Origin of the sequence: Sulfitobacter rhodophyticola (assembly GCF_041281685.2) — a bacterium.
Taxonomy (GTDB): Bacteria; Pseudomonadota; Alphaproteobacteria; order Rhodobacterales; family Rhodobacteraceae; genus Sulfitobacter.
On sequence record NZ_CP166251.2, the window covers coordinates 1,968,118 to 1,991,063 of the forward strand.

At 60.6% G+C, this 22,946-nt stretch carries 13 protein-coding genes; 10 read left to right on the forward strand and 3 right to left on the reverse strand.

The genetic code is table 11. The annotated features are described in order from the left end of the window. Nucleotides 1–81: 81 nt before the first annotated feature. The 8 genes from glgC (at nucleotide 82) to AB4X18_RS10770 (ending at nucleotide 14,784) form a co-directional block, all read left to right on the forward strand. The gene (gene glgC / locus AB4X18_RS10735; RefSeq protein ID WP_370400074.1) at nucleotides 82–1,341 is read left to right on the forward strand and encodes a glucose-1-phosphate adenylyltransferase; all 1,260 of its coding nucleotides are present in this window, start codon (nucleotides 82–84) and stop codon (nucleotides 1,339–1,341) included. After that, complete coding sequence (gene glgA / locus AB4X18_RS10740; RefSeq protein WP_370400075.1) at nucleotides 1,338–2,780, forward strand: glycogen synthase GlgA; 1,443 nt, start codon at nucleotides 1,338–1,340, stop codon at nucleotides 2,778–2,780. The genes glgC and glgA overlap by 4 nt, the downstream gene beginning before the upstream one ends. A 6-nt stretch (nucleotides 2,781–2,786) precedes the next feature. Continuing rightward, nucleotides 2,787–4,886 (forward strand): glycogen debranching protein GlgX, encoded by a 2,100-nt coding sequence (gene glgX, locus AB4X18_RS10745; protein WP_370402612.1) that lies wholly within the window; start codon nucleotides 2,787–2,789, stop codon nucleotides 4,884–4,886. Further along, entirely contained in the window at nucleotides 4,883–6,886 is a 2,004-nt protein-coding gene (gene malQ / locus AB4X18_RS10750; protein ID WP_370400076.1) for a 4-alpha-glucanotransferase, read from the forward strand. Before glgX ends, malQ begins: the two co-directional genes overlap by 4 nt. Next, nucleotides 6,852–8,483 (forward strand): alpha-D-glucose phosphate-specific phosphoglucomutase, encoded by a 1,632-nt coding sequence (locus tag AB4X18_RS10755; RefSeq protein ID WP_370400077.1) that lies wholly within the window; start codon nucleotides 6,852–6,854, stop codon nucleotides 8,481–8,483. The genes malQ and AB4X18_RS10755 overlap by 35 nt, the downstream gene beginning before the upstream one ends. 41 nt (nucleotides 8,484–8,524) lie before the next feature. After that, nucleotides 8,525–10,930, forward strand: a complete 2,406-nt coding sequence (locus AB4X18_RS10760) for a glycogen/starch/alpha-glucan phosphorylase (protein WP_370400078.1) — start codon at nucleotides 8,525–8,527, stop codon at nucleotides 10,928–10,930. After that, nucleotides 10,927–13,149 (forward strand): 1,4-alpha-glucan branching protein GlgB, encoded by a 2,223-nt coding sequence (gene glgB, locus AB4X18_RS10765; protein ID WP_432817392.1) that lies wholly within the window; start codon nucleotides 10,927–10,929, stop codon nucleotides 13,147–13,149. The genes AB4X18_RS10760 and glgB overlap by 4 nt, the downstream gene beginning before the upstream one ends. 501 nt (nucleotides 13,150–13,650) lie before the next feature. Continuing rightward, complete coding sequence (locus AB4X18_RS10770) at nucleotides 13,651–14,784, forward strand: Acg family FMN-binding oxidoreductase (RefSeq protein ID WP_370400079.1); 1,134 nt, start codon at nucleotides 13,651–13,653, stop codon at nucleotides 14,782–14,784. Between the two features lie 567 nt (nucleotides 14,785–15,351). Here AB4X18_RS10770 and AB4X18_RS10775 read toward each other — a convergent pair. The 3 genes from AB4X18_RS10775 to AB4X18_RS10785 all read right to left on the reverse strand — a co-directional run bounded on the left by AB4X18_RS10775 (nucleotide 15,352) and on the right by AB4X18_RS10785 (nucleotide 18,891). Beyond that, nucleotides 15,352–15,660, reverse strand: a complete 309-nt coding sequence (locus tag AB4X18_RS10775) for a hypothetical protein (RefSeq protein ID WP_432817393.1) — start codon at nucleotides 15,658–15,660, stop codon at nucleotides 15,352–15,354. A gap of 235 nt (nucleotides 15,661–15,895) precedes the next feature. Further along, a complete protein-coding gene (locus tag AB4X18_RS10780) occupies nucleotides 15,896–17,845 on the reverse strand; it encodes a hypothetical protein (protein WP_432817394.1) in 1,950 nt (649 codons plus the stop codon). Nucleotides 17,846–18,123: 278 nt separating this feature from the next. Continuing rightward, the gene (locus AB4X18_RS10785; RefSeq protein WP_432817395.1) at nucleotides 18,124–18,891 is read right to left on the reverse strand and encodes an FCD domain-containing protein; all 768 of its coding nucleotides are present in this window, start codon (nucleotides 18,889–18,891) and stop codon (nucleotides 18,124–18,126) included. Nucleotides 18,892–19,008: 117 nt separating this feature from the next. Here AB4X18_RS10785 and AB4X18_RS10790 point away from each other — a divergent pair, with 117 nt between their 5' ends. Both AB4X18_RS10790 and smc read left to right on the forward strand, forming a co-directional pair. Continuing rightward, nucleotides 19,009–19,299, forward strand: a complete 291-nt coding sequence (locus tag AB4X18_RS10790; protein WP_370400083.1) for a hypothetical protein — start codon at nucleotides 19,009–19,011, stop codon at nucleotides 19,297–19,299. Between the two features lie 138 nt (nucleotides 19,300–19,437). Next, the gene (gene smc / locus AB4X18_RS10795; RefSeq protein WP_432817396.1) at nucleotides 19,438–22,893 is read left to right on the forward strand and encodes a chromosome segregation protein SMC; all 3,456 of its coding nucleotides are present in this window, start codon (nucleotides 19,438–19,440) and stop codon (nucleotides 22,891–22,893) included. Nucleotides 22,894–22,946 lie beyond the last annotated feature (53 nt).

A 22,946-nucleotide genomic window follows, 5' to 3' on the forward strand; every position in this document is an offset into this window, starting at 1 on the left:
CCGCCATTAGGGATCGAAATCATTGCGAAACCAGAACGACGATTCGGCGCTAGGATGACGCCACCACGGGAGGGAATAGACATGACCGTTTCAACTCACAGGCTTGCGCGCGAAACAATGGCTTTTGTGCTGGCAGGGGGGCGGGGAAGCCGCTTGAAGGAGCTGACCGACATCCGGGCAAAGCCCGCGGTCTACTTTGGCGGTAAAACGCGGATCATCGACTTTGCCCTGTCCAACGCGGTCAATTCCGGCATCCGCCGGATTGGTGTCGCGACGCAGTACAAGGCGCACAGCCTGATCCGCCACCTGCAGCGCGGCTGGAGCTTTTTCCGCGCAGAGCGCAATGAGTCCCTTGATATCCTGCCTGCATCACAGCGCGTAAACGAGCGGAACTGGTATCTGGGCACAGCAGATGCCGTCACCCAGAATATCGATATCATCGAAGGCTACGCGCCCAAGTACATCCTCATTCTTGCAGGCGATCACATCTACAAGCAGGACTACTCCCTGCTGCTCAAGCAACACGTAGAGACCGGCGCGGACGTCACTGTCGGTTGTATCGAAGTGCCACGCAACGAGGCCAGTGCATTCGGCGTGATGTCCGTGGACGAAAGCGACCGCATCCTTGAGTTCGTGGAAAAGCCCGCCGATCCCCCGGCGATGCCCGGTGACGAAACCCAGTCACTGGCAAGCATGGGCATCTACGTCTTCAAGACCGAGTTCCTGATCAAACTGCTGCGAGAGGACGCTTTGTCAGAGACATCCGAGCATGACTTCGGCCACGACCTGATCCCGGCGCTGGTGGCCCAGGGCAATGCCTTTGCCCACCCATTCAGCCGCTCCTGCGTGACCAGTTCGCACGAGCAGAAAGCCTATTGGCGCGATGTGGGAACGATTGATGCGTTCTGGCAGGCCAATATCGACCTGACAGATTTCGAGCCGGAACTGGACCTTTACGATCAAAGCTGGCCGATCTGGACCTATTCCGAGCTGACGGCCCCCGCAAAATTCATCCACAACGAGAAAGACCGTCGCGGCATGGCGGTATCCTCGATGGTCGCGGGCGGTTGCATCATTTCGGGTGCGCAATTGAACCAATGCCTGTTGCACAACGGCGTTCAGGCGCACTCGTACTCCGAAATGAATGGTGTGGTCGCGCTTCCGGATGTCGTCATCGGACGGGGTGCGCGTCTCAAGAACGTCGTCATTGATCGTTCCGTGAAGATCCCCGCAGGTCTTGTGGTCGGCGAAAATGAGAAAGAGGACGCCGAGCGGTTCAACCGCACGGAGAATGGGATATGCCTTATCACGCAGGCCATGATCGACAAGCTGGAAAAATGACCCTTAAACAGCTCTCTGTTGCTTCCGAATGTGCACCCTTCGTCAAGACCGGGGGGCTGGCCGATGTCGTTGGCGCGCTTGGTCCCGTATTGGGCGCGCATGATGTTGAGTGCCGCGTGCTGTTGCCGCTTTACCGCCAGATTGCGCATCTGGCGAAGGGGGCAAAAGAGGTGATGAATGCCGGATCACGGTTCGGCGGACCGGTGCGGGTGTTGGCAAGGCGTGCCAGCGGTATCGATCTGCTGCTGATCGACGCGCCGCATCTTTATGACCGGCCGGGCCAGATCTACCTGAACGAAAGCGGCGTGGATTGGGCGGACAACCACCTGCGCTTTGGCCTGCTGAGCTGGCTGGGGGCCGAGATCGGGCAGAACGGCATTGCAGGCTGGATGCCTGATGTTATCCACGCGCACGACTGGCAGGCGGGGCTGACCCCGGTCTACGCGCGGCAGAACGGCAGCACCGTGCCGTGCGTACTGACCATCCACAACATCGCATTTCAGGGCAATTTCCCCGCAACGACAATGGGCGCGCTGGGTCTTGATCCGGAAGGGTTCACGCAAGACGGCTTCGAATACTTCGGATATGTCAGCTTTCTCAAGGGCGGTTTGATGCTGGCTGATCAGATCACGACGGTCAGCCCGACCTACGCGCGCGAGCTGATGACGCCGGAATTCGGCATGGGGCTGGAGGGCGTTCTGGTCGCCCGTAAGTCTGACCTGTCCGGCATTCTCAACGGCATTGATATGATCGCCTGGGACCCCGCGACGGACCCCGCCCTGGCGCAAAACTACACCAGCCGCACATTGGCGAAAAAGGCGGTCAACAAGAAGGCCGTGCTGGCGCGCTTCGGCCTTGGCACCGACACCGCCGCACCCCTTTTTTCCGTCATCAGCCGCCTGTCTGAACAAAAGGGGCTCGACCTCGCTCTGCAAGCGCTGCCCGCGATCCTGGGTAAGGGCGCGCGCTTCGTGCTGCTGGGATCGGGCGCGCCGGAACTGGAGCAGGGGTTCAAGGACCTCGCGCACCGCTATCCGAACAGCGTCGGGGTTGAGATCGGGTTCAACGAAGACCTTGCGCATCTGATTCAGGCGGGCGCCGATGCCACGCTGGTCCCCTCGCGGTTTGAGCCGTGCGGTCTGACACAGCTTTGCGCCATGCGCTACGGCACCCTGCCGATTGTGTCGGTCACGGGTGGTCTGGCCGATACGGTCATCGACGCGAACGAAGCGGCCCTTGCGGCGGGATGTGCCACAGGCATTCAATTTGCGCCCACCACAGCTGCGAAACTGGGTGACGCGATCGACCGCGCGATGGCGATCTATGCCGACACCAAGGCGTGGCAAAAAATCCAGCGCAACGCGATGAAACATCCCGTAGGCTGGGATGTCTCGGCACAGCGGATGGCCGACATTTACCATCGCTTGGCGGGAGCCTAAGTGCCCATGCACGAAGCCGCGCCCATCATCAGCATCGTCGCCGGAGACCACACCCGTCTGGGTGCGGTTTTTGACGGTCAGGGCGTCAACTTTGCCGTGTTTTCTGAGAGCGCGACCAAGATCGAACTATGCCTGTTCAGCGCGGACGGACAGCGCGAAACCACGCGTGTGGCCTTGCCGGATCGCACGGGGGCTGTCTGGCATGGATACGTTCCCGGTCTCAGGCCCGGCACGCTCTACGGTTTTCGCGCTCACGGCCCTTACGAGCCGGACCGGGGGCACCGTTTCAACCCGATGAAACTGTTGGCCGACCCTTACGCCCGCGCGTTTCACGGCGACTGGATCGCTGCAAAAGAAACGCTTGGCTTTGACGCGACGGCCGCTGAACCTGACACTGGGCAAAGCCAGATAGACAGCGCGCCTTTCGTGCCAAAGTGTATCGTACAGGAGCAGGAGACCCTCTGGCAGGGCACGCCCGCGCCGCGCCGGTCGTGGTCCGAGACCGTGATCTACGAGGCGCATGTCAAAGGGCTGACCCAGCTGCACCCCGGCGTGCCGGAAGAGCTGCGCGGCACCTACGAGGCGCTTGGCTGCGACGCGATCATCGAACACCTTCAATCGCTCGGCGTGACAGCGCTGGAACTGCTGCCCATCCACGCGTTTCTTGACGATGGCTTCCTGATCGAACGGGGCCTTACGAACTACTGGGGCTACAACAGTCTTGGGTTTTTCGCCCTGGAGCCCCGCTATTTCGGCCCGAACGGGGCAGACGGGTTCCGGCAGGCTGTCGACCGGCTCCACGCCGCAGGCATCGAAGTGATACTTGATGTCGTTTACAATCACACCGCCGAAGGCGATCACCGCGGCCCGACCCTGTCGTTTCGGGGCCTCGACAATGCTGCCTACTATGACCTTCAGGCCAGCCACGCGCGTTACTATGTGAACGATACAGGCTGCGGGAACACGGTTGCTGTCAGCCATCCGTTTGTCTTGCGGATGGTGCTTGATTCCCTGCGGTTTTGGGTCGAAGTCATGGGAATCGACGGCTTCCGCTTTGACCTGGCCACGACCTTGGGGCGGGAACCTCAGGGGTTTGACCTGCGCGGCGGGTTTCTGGATGCGATCGGGCAGGATCCCGTCCTCAGCCGCTGCAAGCTGATTGCAGAGCCTTGGGACATCGGTCCTGGCGGCTATCAGCTGGGCGGTTTTCCTGCCGATTGGGCCGAATGGAACGACCGCTTTCGCGACACCACGCGCAAATTCTGGCGTGGCGACGCGCATGCAGCGCAGGAATTGGCGGGCAACTTTCTGGGCACAGCATCGGTCTTTGATCATTCCGGGCGCAAGCCTTTTAGTTCCGTGAATTTCGTTGCGGCGCATGACGGCTTCACCCTCGCCGACGTCACCCGCTACCGCGAGAAACACAACGAGGCCAATGGCGAGAGCAACGCGGACGGCCATGGGCACAACCTGTCCGACAATTGCGGGGTGGAAGGCGACACGTCAGACCCCGCGATCCTCGCCAGACGTGCACAGCGGGCGCGCAACCTTTTGGCGACCGTGTTCCTGTCACAAGGCACGCCGATGCTTCTGGCGGGGGATGAGCTGGGACGCACACAGCGCGGCAACAACAACACGTACTGTCAGGACAATGAAACCAGTTGGATCGACTGGGACGAAGGCGACGCCGATCTGCTTCAATTCGCGCAGCGGCTGATCGCGCTGCGCCGCGACAACCCGGTGCTGCGGCAGGGTCATTACCTGCACGGGCGTCTGCGGCCAGACGGATTGCCCGATGTGGCGTGGTCAAGCCTGGAAGGGGGATCGCTCAACTGGCGTGATCCGTCGCTGGACGGCTTCTGCCTGCTGATCCGTGGGGTTGCAAAGACATCCGTGGCCGCACCTGGCACCGCCCTGATCGTGGTCAACGGCGGGGCAAAGGACAAGCCTGTCATGTTGCCCGATCCCGAAACGGGTCTGTGCTGGGAGCGCGTTCTGGATACCGCTGAACCAAACGCATTCTCAAAACGCGTGACCGGCCACAAGAGGCAACCGGTCTGCGCCCATTCGCTTGTCTTGTTCACCGGGACCGGGGTGCAAGAATGACGGACTGGATATCACAACTTTGCACCCACGTCGGTGTGCATGCGCAATATCGCGGGTTTGAAGGGCAGACAATCGAGGTCTCCCGCGACACGCAAAGTGCGGTGTTGCGCGCGATGGGGCTGGATGTTGGTTCCGACGCGGACGCGCGCACGGTCTTGGACCAGATGCAGGCAGAGGATGCCGCTCGGCCTTTGCCTCTCGAAGTGGTTGTCCAGGTTGACCATCCTTGCGATGTGACGCTGGCACACCCTGCCGAATGGGTGCTTGAGGCCGAAGGCACTGGCCGGACGCTTGCCAGCGGGAAGGCGGACGAGCGCCTGTGCCTCCCGTCGTTGCCGTTGGGTATTCATCGGCTGCGCTTGAGGACCGGTGCCGGTGATTTCAACACCTGGGTTCTGGCCCGCCCGCCCCGCGCCATTCAGCTTGAAGACCACGTTCCCGAGGCACGGATCTGGGGCGTTATGGCAGCCCTGTATGGTTTGACCGATGCGGATGGAACGCAGATCGGCAGCTATGGATTGCTGGGTGACTACGCCGCAGCAATGTCTGGTCACGGCGCAGATTTCCTTGGCATCAATCCGGTGCATGCGATGGGCCAGGTGCGCCCTCATGACATAGTCAGCCCCTATTCACCCAGCCACCGCGCGTTCTTGAATACCTGGCATTGCGCCGGGCCAGAGGGTGTTGTGGGCGATACTGCCGAACTTCTGGATTATCCGGCAGCCCTGCGCACAAATGCCCGTGCGCTGACCGAACAGTTTGCGACGTTCTGCGCGCTGCCCGAACGTGCGTTCGAGAAACAGGTGTTTCACGCCTTCACTGCGCAGGCAGGGACGCCCCTTCATGAATTCGCTCTTTTCGAGGCCCTGTCCGCCAGCTTTGGCGCGGACTGGCGCAACTGGCCGACACCCTACCGCGACCATGACACCCATGCGCTCGCGACCTATGCGGCCAAGCACGCAACAGAGATCACCCGCACGAAATGGGCGCAATGGCGGGCCGAAGCACAACTTTTTGACGCGCAAACCAAAGCCCGCACTGCCGGGATGCGCGTTGGGCTCTACCTCGACCTCGCTGTCGGCCCACGCCTTGGCGGAGCGGAGACTTGGGTCAGGGACACGTCGCTTATCACCGGTGCCACGCTTGGTGCGCCGCCCGATCCATTGGGGCCGCTGGGGCAAAGCTGGGGTCTGGCCCCGCAATCACCGCTGAAATGCCGTGCCACAGGCTATGCCGGGTTTGCCCGCCTGTTGCGGGCGATCATGCGCCACGCGGGCATGATCCGGATCGATCATATTCTCGGCCTGATGCGCAGCTTCTGGATACCCGACGGTGGCACCGAAGGCACCTATGTCAGCTATCCGTTCGAGGCGCTTCTGGCCGTCGTGGCAATTGAAAGCGTGCGCAACAACACGATTGTGGTGGGCGAAGATCTGGGCCTTGTGCCGGAAGGACTGCGAGATGAACTCGCAGCGTCTGGCATCTACGGTCTTGATGTATTGCAATACATGCGCACGCCGACAGGTGGCTTTGTCGACACGGCGGAGACGCGAAAGCTGGCCGTCTGCGCCTTTGCGACCCATGACACCCCGACCGTAGCGGGCTTTTTCGCCGCCGAAGACGCGCGGGTCAGACATGAATTTGGCGGCATTGACGCGGAGACGCTGGAGCAGACGCGCGCAGACCGCGCGCGTGCGCAGGAAACGCTTGCCACCTCTCATCCCGTGGCCGAGATACACCGCCAACTGGCGCGGGCAGAGGCCAGCATGGTGGCGATCCAACTGGATGATATCGCGGAACGCACGTCACAGCAGAACCTGCCCGGCACCGTTGACAGCTATCCGAACTGGCGGCTCAAGGCCCCGTTTACCGTGGATGATATCGCATCATCGAAGGCTTTTGCCCTGCTTGCCAGCGACATGGCTGCTCAGAACCGGGCAAACCCCAAAGCAATGGAGAAGGCACATGACCTCTCGGACTGTTCAGACCACGCCCATTGAAGGGCAAAAGCCGGGCACATCCGGCCTGCGCAAGAAGACCGCAGTTTTCCGCACGCCGGGCTATCTGGAAAACTTCGTGCAATGTATTTTTGATGGCACGGGCGGTGCCGCTGGCAAGACCTATGTGGTCGGCGGTGACGGGCGGTTTTTCAATCGCGAGGCCATAGGGACCATCATCCGCATGGCTGCGGGCAATGGCGCGGCACGTCTGATTGTCGGGCAAAAAGGGATCCTGTCGACACCCGCCGCATCCAACCTTATCCGCAAATTCAAGACCGATGGCGGGATCATCCTGTCGGCCAGCCACAATCCGGGCGGCGAAAACGGTGATTTTGGCGTGAAGTTCAACGCCGCCAACGGTGGGCCTGCACCTGAAAAGATCACTGATGCGATCTTTGCCAAAACGCTTGAAATCACCGAATACAAGATCGCCGAGCAAGACGCCTGCGACATCGGCAAGGTTGGCACGTTCATGGTTGGCGATTGCCGGATCGACGTTGTCGATTCCGTTGACGACTATGAAACGCTGATGCAGGAGCTCTTTGATTTCGACGCCATCAGCACCCTTTTTGCGGGCGGCTTTCGCATCTGCTTTGATGCGATGCACGCCGTCACCGGCCCCTATGCCACGCGCATCCTTGAAGGGACCCTTGGCGCGCCGAAAGGCTCTGTTATCAACGCCGTGCCGCTGCCTGATTTCGGCGGCGGGCATCCCGACCCGAACCCTGTCTGGGCCAGTGAGCTTGTCGCGATCATGGAAGCCGAGGACGCACCCGATTTCGGTGCCGCCTCCGATGGCGACGGTGACCGGAACATGATCATGGGGAAAGGCGCTTTCGTCTCCCCCTCCGACAGCCTTGCCCTGCTGACGGCCTACGCCCATCTGGCACCCGCCTATTCCGGCAAACTTGCGGGCGTGGCGCGATCCATGCCAACAAGTCAGGCTGTCGATCTGGTGGCAGAGCGTCTGGGCATCCCCTGCTTTGAGACGCCGACAGGCTGGAAATTCTTCGGCAATCTGCTGGACGCTGGCAAGGCCACGCTTTGTGGTGAGGAAAGCGCGGGTACCGGATCAGACCACATCCGCGAGAAAGACGGGCTTTGGGCGGTGCTGCTCTGGCTCAACATCCTTGCGCGCGATGGCCGGGATATCGTGCAATTGCGCGCGGACCATTGGCGCAGCTTCGGGCGCAATTATTACTCCCGCCATGATTATGAGGAAATCCCAACCGAGACCGCCGAGACGCTGATGACAGCGCTGCGTGGGCGTTTGGCCGACTTGCCCGGCACCTCCGTCGCCGGGATGGACGTGAGCACGGCGGATGACTTCGCCTATCGCGATCCCGTTGATCAAAGCCTGACGGAGCGTCAAGGCGTGCGCATTGCCTTCACCGACGGTTCGCGGTTTGTGATGCGCCTGTCCGGCACCGGCACCCAAGGGGCGACGTTGCGCGTCTATCTTGAGCGCTTTCTGGGTCGCAGCGGCGATCACACGCAGGATGTCCAAGAGGCGCTCGCTCCTGTGATCAAGGCGGCGGAGACACTTGCAGAAATAACCAAACACACCGGCCGGAGCAGCGCAGACGTCATCACATAACGCAGCAACCGGCCCAAGAAATGAGCATGACTGGAAAAACCATGAAAGACTTCACATCCACAGGCGCGCTGGCCAGCGCGATTGATTTCCACCTTGCCCATAGTGTGGGCAAGACACCGGACAGCGCATCCATCACCGACTGGCGTCTGGCCCTGTCACGCGCGGTGCGCGACAAGCTGATCACGCCGTGGTTCGATGCCACGCATCGGACCTACGCCAAGGACCGCAAGCGGGTCTACTACCTGTCGATGGAATTCCTGTTGGGGCGCATCCTTGAGGATGCAGTGAACAATCTGGGTCTTGAAGATGAGGCGAGAGAAGCGCTGGCAAGCTATGGCGTGAACTTTGCCGACGTGGTGGGTGATGAGCCGGACGCCGCTTTGGGCAACGGTGGATTGGGCCGCCTTGCTGCCTGTTTCCTCGACAGCCTGTCTTGCCTTGGTATCCCCGCCTACGGCTATGGCATCCGCTATGCGCATGGCCTGTTCCGCCAATCCTTTGAGGATGGCCGCCAGATGGAGATGGCCGAAGACTGGCTGCGCCATCAGCACAACTGGGAATTTGAACGCTCCGAATGTCTTTACGACATCGGGTTTGGCGGGCAGGTGGAGGAAAAAGGCAAAGCCGCCGTCTGGACCCCCTCCGATATCGTGATGGCACAGGCCTATGACACACCGGTGCCGGGATGGCGGGCAAGCTGGACCAACACGCTGCGCCTGTGGTCGGCCAAGCCCAAGAAGATTTTCGACCTCGATCCCTTCAACCGCGGAGAATACATGCAGGCCGCCGCCCCTGAAGTGCTGGCCGAAACCATCTCCCGCGTGCTTTATCCCGACGACAGCACCGAGATCGGCAAAGAACTGCGCCTCAAGCAGGAGTTCTTCTTTACCTCTGCCTCCCTGCAAGACCTGATGCGCCGTTTCCTCGCACATAACGGCGATTTGCAGGCACTGCCGTCCAAGGTCGCGATCCAGATGAACGACACGCATCCGGCGATTGCGGGGCCGGAACTGATCCGGCAATTGATGGACGTACACGGGCTCGACTTCGACGCAGCCTTCAACATCGCTCAAGGCACGTTGCACTACACCAACCACACACTTCTGCCTGAAGCGCTTGAGGCTTGGGACGTGTCGCTGATGTCCACGATCCTGCCGCGTCACATGCAGTTGATCGAACGCATTGATGACCGTCTGGCCCGCGATGTAAAAGCATCGAAAAAGAGTGTCGCCCCGCGCGTCGTTTCAGATGGCGCCGTCAACATGGGCACGCTCGCCTTCACCTGCGCACGCAAGGTCAACGGCGTCTCGGCGCTGCACACCGACCTGATGAAACAAACGGTCTTCAGCGATCTGCACTCGGTCTACCCTGACCGCATCCTGAACCAGACCAACGGCGTAACGCCGCGCCGCTGGGTGCACGGCTGCAACCCCGGCTTGCGCGGGTTGCTGAACGAGACGATCGGTACCGAATGGGTGATCGATCTGGCGCAGTTGGAGCAGTTGGCCCCGCTGGCTGACGACGCGACCTTCTGCAAGCGGTTTATGGCCGTGAAGCAGATCAACAAGCAGCGCCTTGTCGATTGGGTGGCGGACAACATGGGTGTCGAAATCGCGCCCGATGCCATGTTCGACATCCAGATCAAGCGCATCCACGAATACAAGCGCCAGCTGATGAACGCGCTGGAAACGGCGGCGCTTGCCAATGCGATCCGCCGCGACCCGGATGCCGACTGGACCCCGCGCGTCAAGTTCTTTGGCGGCAAAGCGGCACCTGCCTATATCGACGCCAAGAACATCATCCGGCTGATCAACGATATCGCGAAGTCGATCAATAATGATCCGGTGATCGGCGACCGGCTCAAGGTGATCTATCCGCCCAACTACAACGTCTCCATGGCGGAAATCCTGATCCCGGCAGCGGACCTGTCCGAACAAATCTCGACAGCGGGCAAGGAAGCCTCGGGCACCGGCAACATGAAGTTTGCGCTGAACGGGGCCGTGACTATCGGCACGCTGGATGGGGCGAATGTCGAAATCCGCGACCATGTGGGGGATGAGAATATCTATATCTTCGGCATGACCGCGGACGAAGTTCATGCCGCACGCGATGGCTACGTTACACAGAACTACATCGACGCCAGCCCGATCCTGAGTGAGGTGATCGACCAGATCCGTACCGGCTTCTATTCCGAAGGCGATCCGACGCGTCACTGGCCTGTGCTCGAAAAACTGCTGCGCGACGACTACTTCATGGTGGCCGCCGATTTCGACGCCTACTGGGACGCACAGCGCAAGGTCGATGCAGGCTTTGCGGACCGGGACGCTTGGGCACGGATGGCGGTCCTCAACACCGCGCATTCCGGCTGGTTTTCCTCTGACCGCACCATTCAGGGCTATGCCGACGATATCTGGGGTGTTTCGTCGCTGTTGGGAGAAGAGAAGTGAGCAAGCCAGCCTACACCCCGCCCTTTGACACCGCCACTGCCGAAGCGCTGCTGAACGGTACGATGTCCGATCCTTTCTCGGTCCTCGGCCCACACAAGCACGGCCGCCGTTGGAGCGTTACGGCACTTTTACCCGGTGCGCAGAGCGTCGATGTGCTGGACGGGAAAACCGGCAAGGTCGAGGCCACGCTTGAGCGGCTGGACGGGCGCGGGTTGTTTTCGGGCTTCGTGCGCAAAGGCGTTGCTAACGGGGCCTATCGACTGTGCGCGCGCAGTGGTGACGCCGATTGGGAGCAGAACGATGCGTACCGCTTCGGTCCCGTTTTGGGCGAGCTTGATGAATACCTGATCGCCGAAGGCGCGCATTTGCAGCTTTGGGACCGCATGGGCGCACATCCGATGACGCATCAGGACGCACAAGGCGTGCATTTTGCGGTTTGGGCCCCGGCAGCGTCTCGGGTTTCTGTTGTGGGGGAGTTCAACCAATGGGACGGTCGGCGCAACGTGATGCGTGCGCGCGGTTCCACCGGCATCTGGGAAATTTTCATCCCAGATCTGGGCGAAGGCACCGTTTATAAATACGAAATCCGCGACGGGGCAGGGACCATTCTTCCGCTCAAGGCTGATCCTCTAGGCTTCGGGGCAGAGCATCCCCCCGCGACCGCATCCGTCGTGCGCGATCTGAACGGATTTGACTGGACTGACGCGGAATGGATGACCACGCGCGCCAACCGCAACCGCCACGACCAACCGGTGTCGATCTACGAGGTGCACCTGGGCTCCTGGCGGCGAAAAGTCGAAGACGGCGACCGACCGCTCAGCTATCTGGAATTCGCGTCAGAACTGGTCGAGTATGTCAGCGACATGGGCTTTACCCATATCGAGCTGATGCCGATCTCTGAATTCCCCTTCGACGGCTCCTGGGGCTATCAGCCCATCGGCCTTTTCGCGCCGACAATCCGCTACGGCACACCGGATGAATTCCGCGCCTTCATCAACGCCGCGCACCTCGCGGGCCTAGGGGTCCTGCTTGATTGGGTGCCCGGCCATTTCCCGACGGATGCGCATGGATTGGGCCAATTCGACGGCACCGCGCTTTATGAACACGCCGACCCGCGCGAAGGATTCCATCAGGACTGGAACACGCTGATCTATAACTACGGCCGACGCGAGGTTCAGAATTTCCTCGTCGCCAACGCGCTTTACTGGATCAAGGAATTCCACCTCGACGGCCTGCGTGTGGATGCTGTGGCGTCGATGCTGTACCGCGACTATTCGCGCAAGGACGGCGAATGGATTCCCAACGAGCACGGCGGGCGCGAGAACCTCGAAGCGATCGCCTTCCTGCAACGCACCAACGAATTGGTCTATGACGCCGACGCGGGCATCTTGATGGCTGCCGAGGAAAGCACGTCGTTTCCCGGCGTCAGCAAGCCCGTCGATCAGGGCGGGCTGGGCTTCGGTTTCAAATGGAACATGGGCTGGATGAACGACACGCTGGACTATATGGGGCGGGATCCGATCCACCGGTCGCATCACCACCATCAGATGACCTTCGGCCTGACCTATGCATTTTCGGAAAACTTCATCCTGCCGATCAGCCACGATGAGGTTGTGCACGGCAAGGGGTCGATGCTGTCCAAGATGCCGGGTGAAGGCTTCGACAAGTTCGCGGCGCTGCGCAGCTACTACGGGTTCATGTGGGGCCATCCGGGCAAGAAGCTTTTGTTCATGGGACAGGAGTTTGCCCAAGGTGCCGAATGGAGCCACGAACGATCGCTGGACTGGCATCTGCTGGATCACGACTGGCACCGGGGGATGCAGGATTGGGTCAAAGCGTTGAACACGTTCTACAAAGAGACCCCGACGCTTTTTGCTACAGATTGCGATCCGTCCGGGTTTTACTGGCTGGAGGTCGATCAGTCTGACATGTCCGTCTACGCATGGGTCCGTCAGGGTCTGGACGGGCAAGACCCACTTCTGGTCGTCTGCAATATGACACCCGCACCGCGCGAGGGCTATCGGGTGGGTGTTCCAAACGAGGGCCTGTGGGAAGTAGCACTTAACAGCGATTCCAAGAAATTCGGTGGGTCAGGGCACGGGCCGGTCTCTTGCATCAGCGAAGAGGTTGCCTGGAGCGGACAGTCCAGATCTATTCGTTTTGATCTTCCGGGTAATTCGGCGCTTTTCATCCGTTTGAATGTCAAAGGCACTGCCTGATCTGCCGTGAAGCAATGTACCCGTGCATCTTTGACCCAATCAAATTCTTCCGCGGAACAAGGATGTTGTATGGGTTTGCGCTGTGGGAGAGGATGCAACATAAGATCGGGCCTGCGTAATCCGGTTATTGCTGGCGGATTCACACGCGAAGTGCCGATCCTGTCATGACGCGGAATCCCATACCGTGAATATATGTGGGATCTGCGGGCCAGCGGTTGCCCATGGAGGAATGGTCAGACTTCCTGCTAAATCAGGATCGTAGCAAGCGGAAGTGTGCAAATCGTGTGCAAACCAACCTGAGGGTTCGCAAAACGTACTGATCTAGACATTGGCGCAAGTGCAGCGAAAGCTCGCTTTGTCCCGCACAGCCGACTTTAATGGAAGCATACCGACGCTTTAGCCTGACAGAAACGGTCGGGTGACAGCTTGGAGCCCTGCGCTGCAAACGATGCAAAATGAGGAAATGTCCGCTTTTGAGCAGCCTAGGTCAGAAGTTGGCTCATGGCAGTTGACCGAAATCAACGTCCACAACGCCGCTTGATGACAGAGAGACGAGGTAAGGTCGATCTGGCATCTCATGTTAAGATGGGCCGCTCTAACTTCAGAATGGCGGGACAAGCGATGAACCGATACTCTCTGGCAGCACGTGCAATTCGCGAAGGCTTGCCGCCTGACCCCGGCCTGCGCGATCTCGTTAGACTCGCCTCCTTGGCTGCAAATTCGCACAACACGCAACCCTGGAAATTTCGGATTGCTGAGGACGTCGTGGATATTTTGCCGGATTTTTCCAGAAGGACTCCCGCGGTCGATCCCGACGATCACCACCTCTACGTATCACTTGGCTGCGCAGCGGAGAATTTGGTGGTTGCCGCCCATGCGAACGGACGATCAACTGAAACTACCGTGCGTACAGATGAGACAGGTGACGCTTTCATCCGGATCGCACTTGGGAAGGGTGAGGTCGCCGACACGACGCTGTGTGATGCCATTCCAAAGCGACAGTCAACAAAGTCAGAGTATGACGGCGCTACGTTGTCCGATGCAGAATTAGGTCAACTGACGGAGGCGGCCACACGAAAAGGCGTACATTTTCATATCATTACAGAGCGCATAAAGTTGGATCAGGCGCTTAAATTCATCCAGGCGGGCAACGCTGCACAGATGGATGACCCTGCATTCGTCGATGAATTGAAAAGCTGGATACGGTTCAGCAGCAAAACGTCGATAGAGAAAGCTGATGGCCTTTCCGGTCCAAGCGCAGGCAACCCAAGTGCGCCAGATTGGCTCGGCCCGATCCTTTTTACCCTCTCATTCAGGAAGAAATCGGAAACCGCCAAGCTCGCCAGACAGATGGCATCTTCTGCGGGCTTGGCTGTCTTTGTTGCGGACGACGAAACCCCTGAAGGCTGGATCAACGTCGGACGCAGCTTTGAAAGGTTTGCCCTGGCGGCAACGGCCCTTGGTCTCTGCCACGCACATATGAATATGCCGATTGAAGCGGTGTCGATTCGTCCTGAATTCGCAAGATGGCTCGGCATCGAAGGACGGCGACCGGACCTTGTCGTGCGTTTCGGACGCGGTGAACCGATGCCGATGTCCCTACGTCGCCCCGTCGATGAAGTGATTATCGCGTGAGGACTTGTCAACGCCTCAATTCTAAACAGCGAAGTGCATCGCGATGCGCAGCCGTTTGGTGCGTTCAAGGGCGGCAAGTCGCCGCCTTCCAGAGGAGACCGGACATTCGCAAGTTATGATCAAATGCCTGCTCCGTCCCGCGATCCAGTCTTCCACATGCTAAGAATGCTGCAGCCTGTACGTACGTCCGGTCTGGGGAAGGAGGGAGGTCGCGTGTTCAAGCCAACGAATGCCGGCAAAAGGCCGATAACAGCCGCTCGTGGTTCGCAGCGCATCCTTGCTGCGCAGCATGGATCGCTTACGCGTCCGGGGGGCGCTTGAATTGAACCTGAAACCACCGTTTTTGGGCGGCGTTGTGTGAGCGAGCGCAAATTGCAATTTTCAATCCCATGGTCAAGACCGGGCGCCTTTGCTTGGAGTTTCTGAATGGAGCGCCGCTACCCCCCGAAATCCCGCATGTGGAAAATGGTGCAAGCGGTTTTCCTTGGCACTCCTGATTGCTTCAGTGAAGATGGATTTGTGGTGTTCTAACTTGCCTTCATAAGCTTCCTGCGATTCACTGAGGCGTCAGAGGCGCGTTGCTTTTTCTCCCTTTTCAATTGTTCTGGTTGCAAAAAGGTTCCGTGCTTGCTCAACGCTGCGTTTCACGAACAGATAACCAGCCGGCGCGAATTTTTCGAAGTGGTTGCCCTCAAGTCGATCGATCTGATCTGCAACTTGCTGCATCTCGCGCTGAAATATCTCAGATCGGCGCGCCTTCCGTTCCTTCATTGTTGCTTGAAAATTTGCCTCAATCTGGGCTTTGTCTTCGGCGCGATGCGCATTGGCAATCGTGTTTTGATCAGACCACTCCTGCCGAATTTTTGCGATTCCCACGGCGCAACGATCTTGCACCGCCGACCCTGCATTACCCGGCGACTAATTGGCGAGGACAATCACAAGGCCCGCTGCGCAACTTGGCAGAAGCCCCAGAAGTGCAACCGTTCTGTTTGAGCAAAACCTGCGAAAAGCTGAATGCTGATGGTGCACACTGCGTGTTACCCTGCTTGCGTTTATGCCTTTGGTTTTCTGGCTATGTTCAATCCGTTGCAAGAGATCAGGAGGTCTTGGGTCATAGGTCAAGTTCGGGTTCGACGGTTGGAGCATTCATCACTACAGTTTCGTTCTCCTTGGCGATCCGCGCTATAGACACCGGCCTGGCCAGCGCCTGATGGTATTCGAGTACAATTCCAGATGAATCGCTGAACACCCAAAACGCCAATAACATGAAATCCGGACAGCCTTTCGCGCCAGTGAAGGCCGTAGCAAGCTTTGGTGGTCGAAGTGCGCCTGGTTCAACCGCTACACCACCATCATCAATCCAACCCCAGCCTGCGTCGGGAAGTGGTGGCAGGCCCGCTTGTCGTTGTGTTGCGGCGCTGCGAAGACCGCTGCCAACTGCTCTGACACTACCTTGCATTTGCATCATGCACCCCCGCTGGTTCGGATTGATCGCAACAGATTTACGGCCTGGCATCGCTCCTGACCAAAGGTGCATAAAGTTCTCGCCGTGACGAAAGACCTTCTGGTTCTTTTCTAACTTTCCATAGGTGTCTTCAATTTGAGCAATCAAGCTGGTGAACTTGGGCCCACTTCCGGTTTCAAACAGACGAGAGCGGGAAATACCTGTCACCTCACCAGCCCTCGCGGGAGGTTCATGGTATATGGCGATCAGATCATGGCCATCAGCAGAGGCGAAAAGGGTTGCCTCATGGAACGGCGACCAGTCTTTGATAGGCGAGTTCAAGGCTGCGAAACCCCGCTTGTGCTCTGATCGGCGCGCCTCTCGCGTTGCGTAATAGGTTGGTCCTTGCCCAAGCTTCTCCCGAATTTGTTTGCTGACGGCTTTAACGTCATCGCCGATTTTCACGCCACGAACTGCGAAACGTTCCTCCGCCTGAATTGTCGATCGCGCGGCCGCCGTTGCTTTCTCTGATTGTTCTGCGGCTTTCTTGTCCCGTTCGGCCTGTGCTGCTTCGGCTTTTTTTCGCGCGGCGTCTTGGCGCTGGCGGGCCTGGTCCTGCAGGATCGCCTGCTGCCGTGCCCTTGCTTCAGCTTGTTTTTTCTCTCGCGCCGCTTCAGCTTCAGCTACGATCCGCGCCGCTTCGGCGTTTTGGCGCTGAATGGACGCGTCGCTGATCACATGCAGCGGATTATCAAAGTTGTCCCGACTGTGTATTGCAATTGGTCCAATCCGTCGGGCTGTATATGCTGCCATCTTTCCACGGCCAGGCACGTCAGACACAGAGCTGATCATTGATGCATTGAATGAGATCAATCCTGCTCCCCGATAGAGCTGCTGCTGGAGGTGTTCTGCATCCTGCGCCGACATTTCGACCCGAAGAGGAAAACCTCGAATATCGACATCGACCCCCATCCGGTAAGGGCGGCGCGCATTGGCCTGTGCGGTGCCGCAATGCTGGGTCGTAAATTGTGTGTCAACGGGAAAGTTGCCTCTTTCAAAATCGTAGGAAAGCAGCCGAAAACCACAAACGATAATAACTTGTATGGGTTCCGGGAGCGGGTTGGCCGCAGCGATACGCCCGACCCGAGCCCGCCCGAGTGCGATGAAGCGTTTTCGTTCAAAATCATTCTTCAATACTTGCTGATGAAGCAGGCGGACGCGCATGTCGCGTGCGCCCTGACCGGAAGCGGCGGCAAGAAGATTGTCTGTCAATTCAGGGAGTGCGTCTGCCGCTGCTTCTGCAGCCATTTTCTTAAGATCGTCCGTATCGAGTAAGGACAAGATATCGAATATTCGGTCATCGCTAATTTCAGCATGGTGCTTCATCTCAACAAAACGCAGAAAATTCCGGTTAAAGTCATCGGTCTCACGCTGGGACAAATTGTTAAGGCTGGCTTGGAAAAACAACGCAGGGCGTTTGGAAATAAGGGCGATACCTTGCGGCAGAACCTCCATTGGTGTTGTTTCAGTGTTGCCGCTCTCTGCATTGCTATGACTCGCGATGGACACGAGCGCAGTCAGTAATACGGCGGCGACATACTTCGCAAAAGAATGCATGGCCTCGACCTACTATCGTGAGCGATCCAAGGTTCGCCACAAATTGACCTTAGGTCAAGTAATTCATGGCTGGCGGTGGGCTAGTTAGGGGGCAAGACATCCGCAATAGCCACACCTGCACAAGTCCGGTTTGGTCCGCGCAGAAGACCCCCGCGCAAAACGCAGCGCATTTCAGCATCCCGCCCTTCGCACCCGTGCTTTTTTCCGTCGCGGTCGCAAAGTGCAGCAAACAACCGTTCGAACCGGAAACACCAACCCCCACAGCGCCCCGTGCCCCGTCACCCCTTCCGCTCGTGCGCCAGCCTTAAGCGTGCGACGTCCTCGTTCCGCTCTGCTTTCTGCTGGTCCATCAGGCACGACCGCACATAATCCAGATGCGCCTCCACCGCTGCACGCGCTTCCGCTTCGTCGCGCGCCTGCAAGGCGGCGTTGATCGCCCGGTGCTGGTCCAGCAGGACCATGCGGCTTGTGCGTTGACTGAAGATGACCTGACGGTTGTAGAACACGCCCTCGCGCAGCAGGTCATACATCGACCGCATCATGTGCAGCATCACCACGTTGTGGCTCGCTTCGATGATCGCCATGTGGAACTGCACGTCCAGTTGCGCCTCTTCTTCAGCGTTGCGCTTGGTGTGGGTCGTTTCCATCTTATCGAACACCGCCTGGATCACCGCCAGATCGGTGTCAGAGGCCATCTTGGCCGCCCGCGCCGCCGCCAGCCCCTCCATGTCGCGCCGGAAGGACAGGTAATCGAATACCGCGTCGTCATGGCGTGCAAAAAGCGCCACCAGCGCGGGGGAGAACGCGCCGCCCAGCACCTCCGCCACATAGACCCCGGCACCGGCGCGCGCGGTCAGCAACCCGGACCCCTGCAAGCTTGCAATCGCATCGCGCAGCGACGGGCGCGAGACATTGAGCCGCTCCGCCAGGTCGCGTTCAGGGGGGAGGCGTTCACCCGGGCGCAGCACGCCGCGCAGGATCAACTGCTCAATCTGGCGGATCACCGCGTGCGAAAGCTTTTCAGGGGTGATGGGTTGAAACGGCATGGGCGGCATCCTTGGATTGGTCAAATTATATGACCGGTTATGCGTTGGCGTAAAGCCCCGCAGGGCGCAGGCAGCATGAGTAAGGATTTGTTAACCAAGGCCATGCCATGATCAGTCATGCTCCGGCCTTCGTGTCTTCTTCTTGTCGCAGGGCTTGCTGCCTGCAATACCCCCAGCCCCGCATTCCGGGGCCTCCCTCCCACGCGCGTTACCATTGACGGGTCCACCTTCGACGTGCGCGTGCGGGAGGATCGGGCCGAAGCCATCCGCATCAACGCCGAATACGCCCCCCGTTTCGGCCCCATACGCATCCGCGCCGCTACCGCCATGGCGCAAGTCAGCGGGTGCGAAGTGAAAGCGGTGGGCGGCGATCAGGCGCTGGCCGTCGGTGTGTTGGACTGCGACTGAGCGAAAACAGGCCAAAAACCGCAATATCTTGTGGATAACCCCGCGTTGCCCGCTGTCCGTTGTGTCATTTGGTTGACTTGGCCCCCTGCAAGGCGTCATTTTCACCGGACGACCCGGAATCACAGGAACCCCCACACGTTGCGCTTTTCCAAACTCAGGTTGACCGGCTTCAAAAGCTTCGTGGACCCCACCGATCTGATCATCGCCGATGGTCTGACCGGTGTTGTGGGGCCCAATGGCTGTGGCAAATCCAACCTGCTTGAGGCGCTGCGCTGGGTGATGGGTGAAAACCGCCCGACCGCGATGCGGGGCGGCGGGATGGAAGACGTGATCTTTGCCGGTGCCGCCACCCGGCCCGCGCGCAACTTTGCCGAAGTGTCCCTGCATATCGACAATACGGACCGTCTGGCCCCCGCAGGCTTCAACGATCACGATCAGCTTGATGTGGTGCGCCGCATCACCCGCGACGTCGGCAGTGCCTACAAGGCGGCCGGCAAGGACGTGCGCGCCCGCGATGTGCAGATGCTCTTTGCCGATGCCTCCACTGGGGCGCACAGCCCCGCGTTGGTGCGACAGGGCCAGATTGCCGAACTGATCAACGCCAAGCCCAAGAACCGCCGCCGTATCCTGGAGGAGGCCGCAGGCATTTCCGGGCTCTACCAGCGGCGGCACGAAGCGGAACTGAAGCTGAACGCGGCAGAGACGAACCTGACCCGCGTGGATGACGTGATCGAACAGCTGGCCACGCAGCTGGCGCAACTCGCGCGGCAGGCCCGGCAGGCCGCGCGATATCGCGAAATCGGGGACCAGCTGCGCCGCACAGAAGGGATGCTGCTCTATCGCCGCTGGCGCGAAGCGGATGATGCCCGCGCCAGCGCCGAAGACGTGTTGCGCACCCGCACGACCCACGCCGCACAGGCCGAAGCCCAGGTGCAGGAGGCCGCCCGCCTGCGCACCGCCGCCGAACAGGCCCTGCCGCCCCTGCGCGAGGAAGAAGCGATTGCCGCGGCGATCCTGCAACGCCTTGCCGTGCAACGTGATACCCTTGCCGATGAAGAAGCCCGCGCCGAAGCCAGCATCGACACGCTCAAGGGCCGGATCGAACAACTCACCCACGACATCGCGCGCGAAGGCGGGTTGAACCGGGACGCGGGCGAAACGATCGAACGGCTGGAATGGGAAGCGACCGAACTTGCCAAGGCGGGCGAAGGCCATGAGGACGCGCTTGCCGCAGCCAGCGAAGCCGCGCGCGAAGCCGCTGCGGTGTTGCAGGCCCGCGAAGGCGATCTGTCCACCCAGACCGAGGATGCCGCGCGTCTGGTGGCGCGCCACGGCTCTGCCGAAAGGCTGTTGCAGGACAGCCGCAAGACCCAGGAGAAATCCGAAAGCGAAGCGGCCAAGGCGCGCCATGCGGTGACGGAAGCCGAAGCGGCGCTGGCCAAGGCAGGCCAGGATTTTGACGCGGCCCACAGCGCCGAAAAAACCGCCACCTTGGCGGCAACAACAGCCGATGCCGCCCTTGTCGCCGCCGAAGAAGCCCGCGCCAACACACAAGCCAAAGAAGCCGACGCCCGCGCCGAACGTTCCGAAGCCGAAGGCGAAATGAACGCCCTGCGGGCTGAAACCGGCGCGCTGGCGAAACTGGTGGAACGGGACACCGCCGAAGGCGGGCAGATCCTTGACCGCCTGCAGGTGGAACACGGGTTTGAAAAGGCGCTGGGTGCCGCCCTTGCCGACGATCTGCGCGCGCCCGAGGTGGACGCCGATGGCCCCTCCGGATGGGCCGTGCTGCCGGGGTATGACACCGCGCAGGTGCTGCCCGCCGGGGTCACCCCGCTCAGCCAGCATGTATCGGTGCCGGATGTGCTGATGCGCCGCATGGGGCAGATCGGGCTGGTGGACGCGGACGAAGGCGCGGCCTTGCAGGCGCTGCTGAAACCCGGCCAGCGTCTGGTCTCCACCGAAGGGGATTTGTGGCGCTGGGACGGGTTCCGCGCCTGGGCCGAAGACGCGCCATCGGCGGCGGCCCTGCGCCTGCAGCAACTCAACCGGCTCGAAGTGCTCAAGCAGTCACTTGAACAGGCCAGCCAGCGCGCGGAAGGCGCGCGCGCGGCACACGAAAGCCTGACGGCGGAACTGGCCGCGCAGACCGAAGCGGACCGGGCCGCCCGCGCGGCGCGGCGCGAAGCCGATGCCGCCGTGGCTGATGCCGGACGCGCGCTCAGCCGGGCGGAGGCGGACAGGAACCTGGCACAGGGCCGCCTGGAAAGCCTTGGCCTTGCCGTCACCCGCCACGAGGAAGAGGCGATGGCCGCGCGTGGCCGTTTGCTGGAAGCCGAACGCGCGCTGGCCGATCTGGGCGATCCGTCCGAGGCACGCGCGGCGGTGGAAGACCTGCGCATGACGGTCGAAGCCGCGCGCATCACCATGATGTCGCGCCGTTCCGCCCATGACGAATTGCGCCGCGAAGGGGAGGCGCGGACCAAACGCGCGCAGGAAGTCACCAAGGAGGTCAGCGGCTGGCGTCACCGTCTGGAAACCGCAGAAAAGCGCAGCGCCGAACTGGTCGCCCGCAAACAGGCGTCCGAAGCGGAGCTTGCCACCGCGCAGGCGCTTCCCGCGCAGATTGCCGCCAATCGCGACGCCCTTTCTGAACAGATCGACACCGCCGACGCGCGCCGCGCCGACGCCGCCGACGCCCTGTCTGCCGCCGAAGCCGCCCTGCGCGAGGCGACAGCGATGGAACGCGAAGCGGAGCGCGCCGCGTCCGACGCCCGCGAGGGCCGTGCCGCGTCTGAGGCCCGCGCCGAAGCCGCCCGCGACAGCGTCGCCGCCGCCGCCGAACGCATCGCGGAGGATTCGCAGCAAACCCCGAACCAATTGCTGACCGCGCTCGATGTCGTGCCTGATCAGATGCCCGGCGCGGATGCGCTTGAAGCGGACGTGAACCGCCTCAAACGCCAGCGCGACGCGCTGGGGGCCGTCAACCTGCGGGCCGAGGAAGACGCAAGCGAGGTGCAGACGGAATACGACACCCTGACCAGCGAAAAGGCCGATCTGGAAGAGGCGATCAAGACCCTGCGCGCAGGCATTGCCAGCCTCAACCGCGAGGGGCGCGAACGGCTGCTGACCGCGTTTGAGCAGGTCAATTCCAACTTTGCCCTGCTCTTTACCCACCTCTTCGGCGGGGGGGAGGCAAATCTGGTCATGGTCGAATCCGATGATCCGCTGGAAGCGGGGCTGGAGATCATGTGCCAGCCCCCCGGCAAGAAGCTGAGCACGCTCAGCCTGCTGTCGGGCGGTGAACAGACGCTGACCGCGATGGCGCTGATCTTTGCCGTCTTTCTTGCCAATCCGGCACCCATCTGTGTGCTGGACGAAGTCGACGCGCCGCTGGATGATGCCAACGTCACGCGGTTCTGCGACTTGCTGGATGAAATGTGCCGCCAGACCGACACCCGGTTCCTGATCATCACCCACCACGCGGTGACCATGTCGCGGATGGACCGCCTGTTCGGTGTGACCATGGCCGAACAGGGCGTCAGCCAGCTTGTGTCGGTGGACCTGAAAAAGGCCGAAACGCTGGTCGCCTGATCCGGGCTCCGCACGCATTGGTGATCGCCGGGGGGCTGGATCGCTGTGCGGCC

Excerpts from the sequence above, each read along its gene's own strand:
- AB4X18_RS10780 (WP_432817394.1), bottom strand. The coding sequence starts at position 17,845 with ATGCATTCTTTTGCGAAGTATGTCGCCGCCGTATTACTGACTGCGCTC.
- AB4X18_RS10785 (WP_432817395.1), bottom strand. The coding sequence starts at position 18,891 with ATGCCGTTTCAACCCATCACCCCTGAAAAGCTTTCGCACGCGGTGATC.
- glgA (WP_370400075.1), top strand. The coding sequence starts at position 1,338 with ATGACCCTTAAACAGCTCTCTGTTGCTTCCGAATGTGCACCCTTCGTC.
- AB4X18_RS10755 (WP_370400077.1), top strand. The coding sequence starts at position 6,852 with ATGACCTCTCGGACTGTTCAGACCACGCCCATTGAAGGGCAAAAGCCG.
- glgX (WP_370402612.1), top strand. The coding sequence starts at position 2,787 with ATGCACGAAGCCGCGCCCATCATCAGCATCGTCGCCGGAGACCACACC.
- AB4X18_RS10790 (WP_370400083.1), top strand. The coding sequence starts at position 19,009 with ATGCTCCGGCCTTCGTGTCTTCTTCTTGTCGCAGGGCTTGCTGCCTGC.
- AB4X18_RS10760 (WP_370400078.1), top strand. The coding sequence starts at position 8,525 with ATGAAAGACTTCACATCCACAGGCGCGCTGGCCAGCGCGATTGATTTC.
- glgC (WP_370400074.1), top strand. The coding sequence starts at position 82 with ATGACCGTTTCAACTCACAGGCTTGCGCGCGAAACAATGGCTTTTGTG.
- AB4X18_RS10770 (WP_370400079.1), top strand. The coding sequence starts at position 13,651 with ATGGCAGTTGACCGAAATCAACGTCCACAACGCCGCTTGATGACAGAG.
- malQ (WP_370400076.1), top strand. The coding sequence starts at position 4,883 with ATGACGGACTGGATATCACAACTTTGCACCCACGTCGGTGTGCATGCG.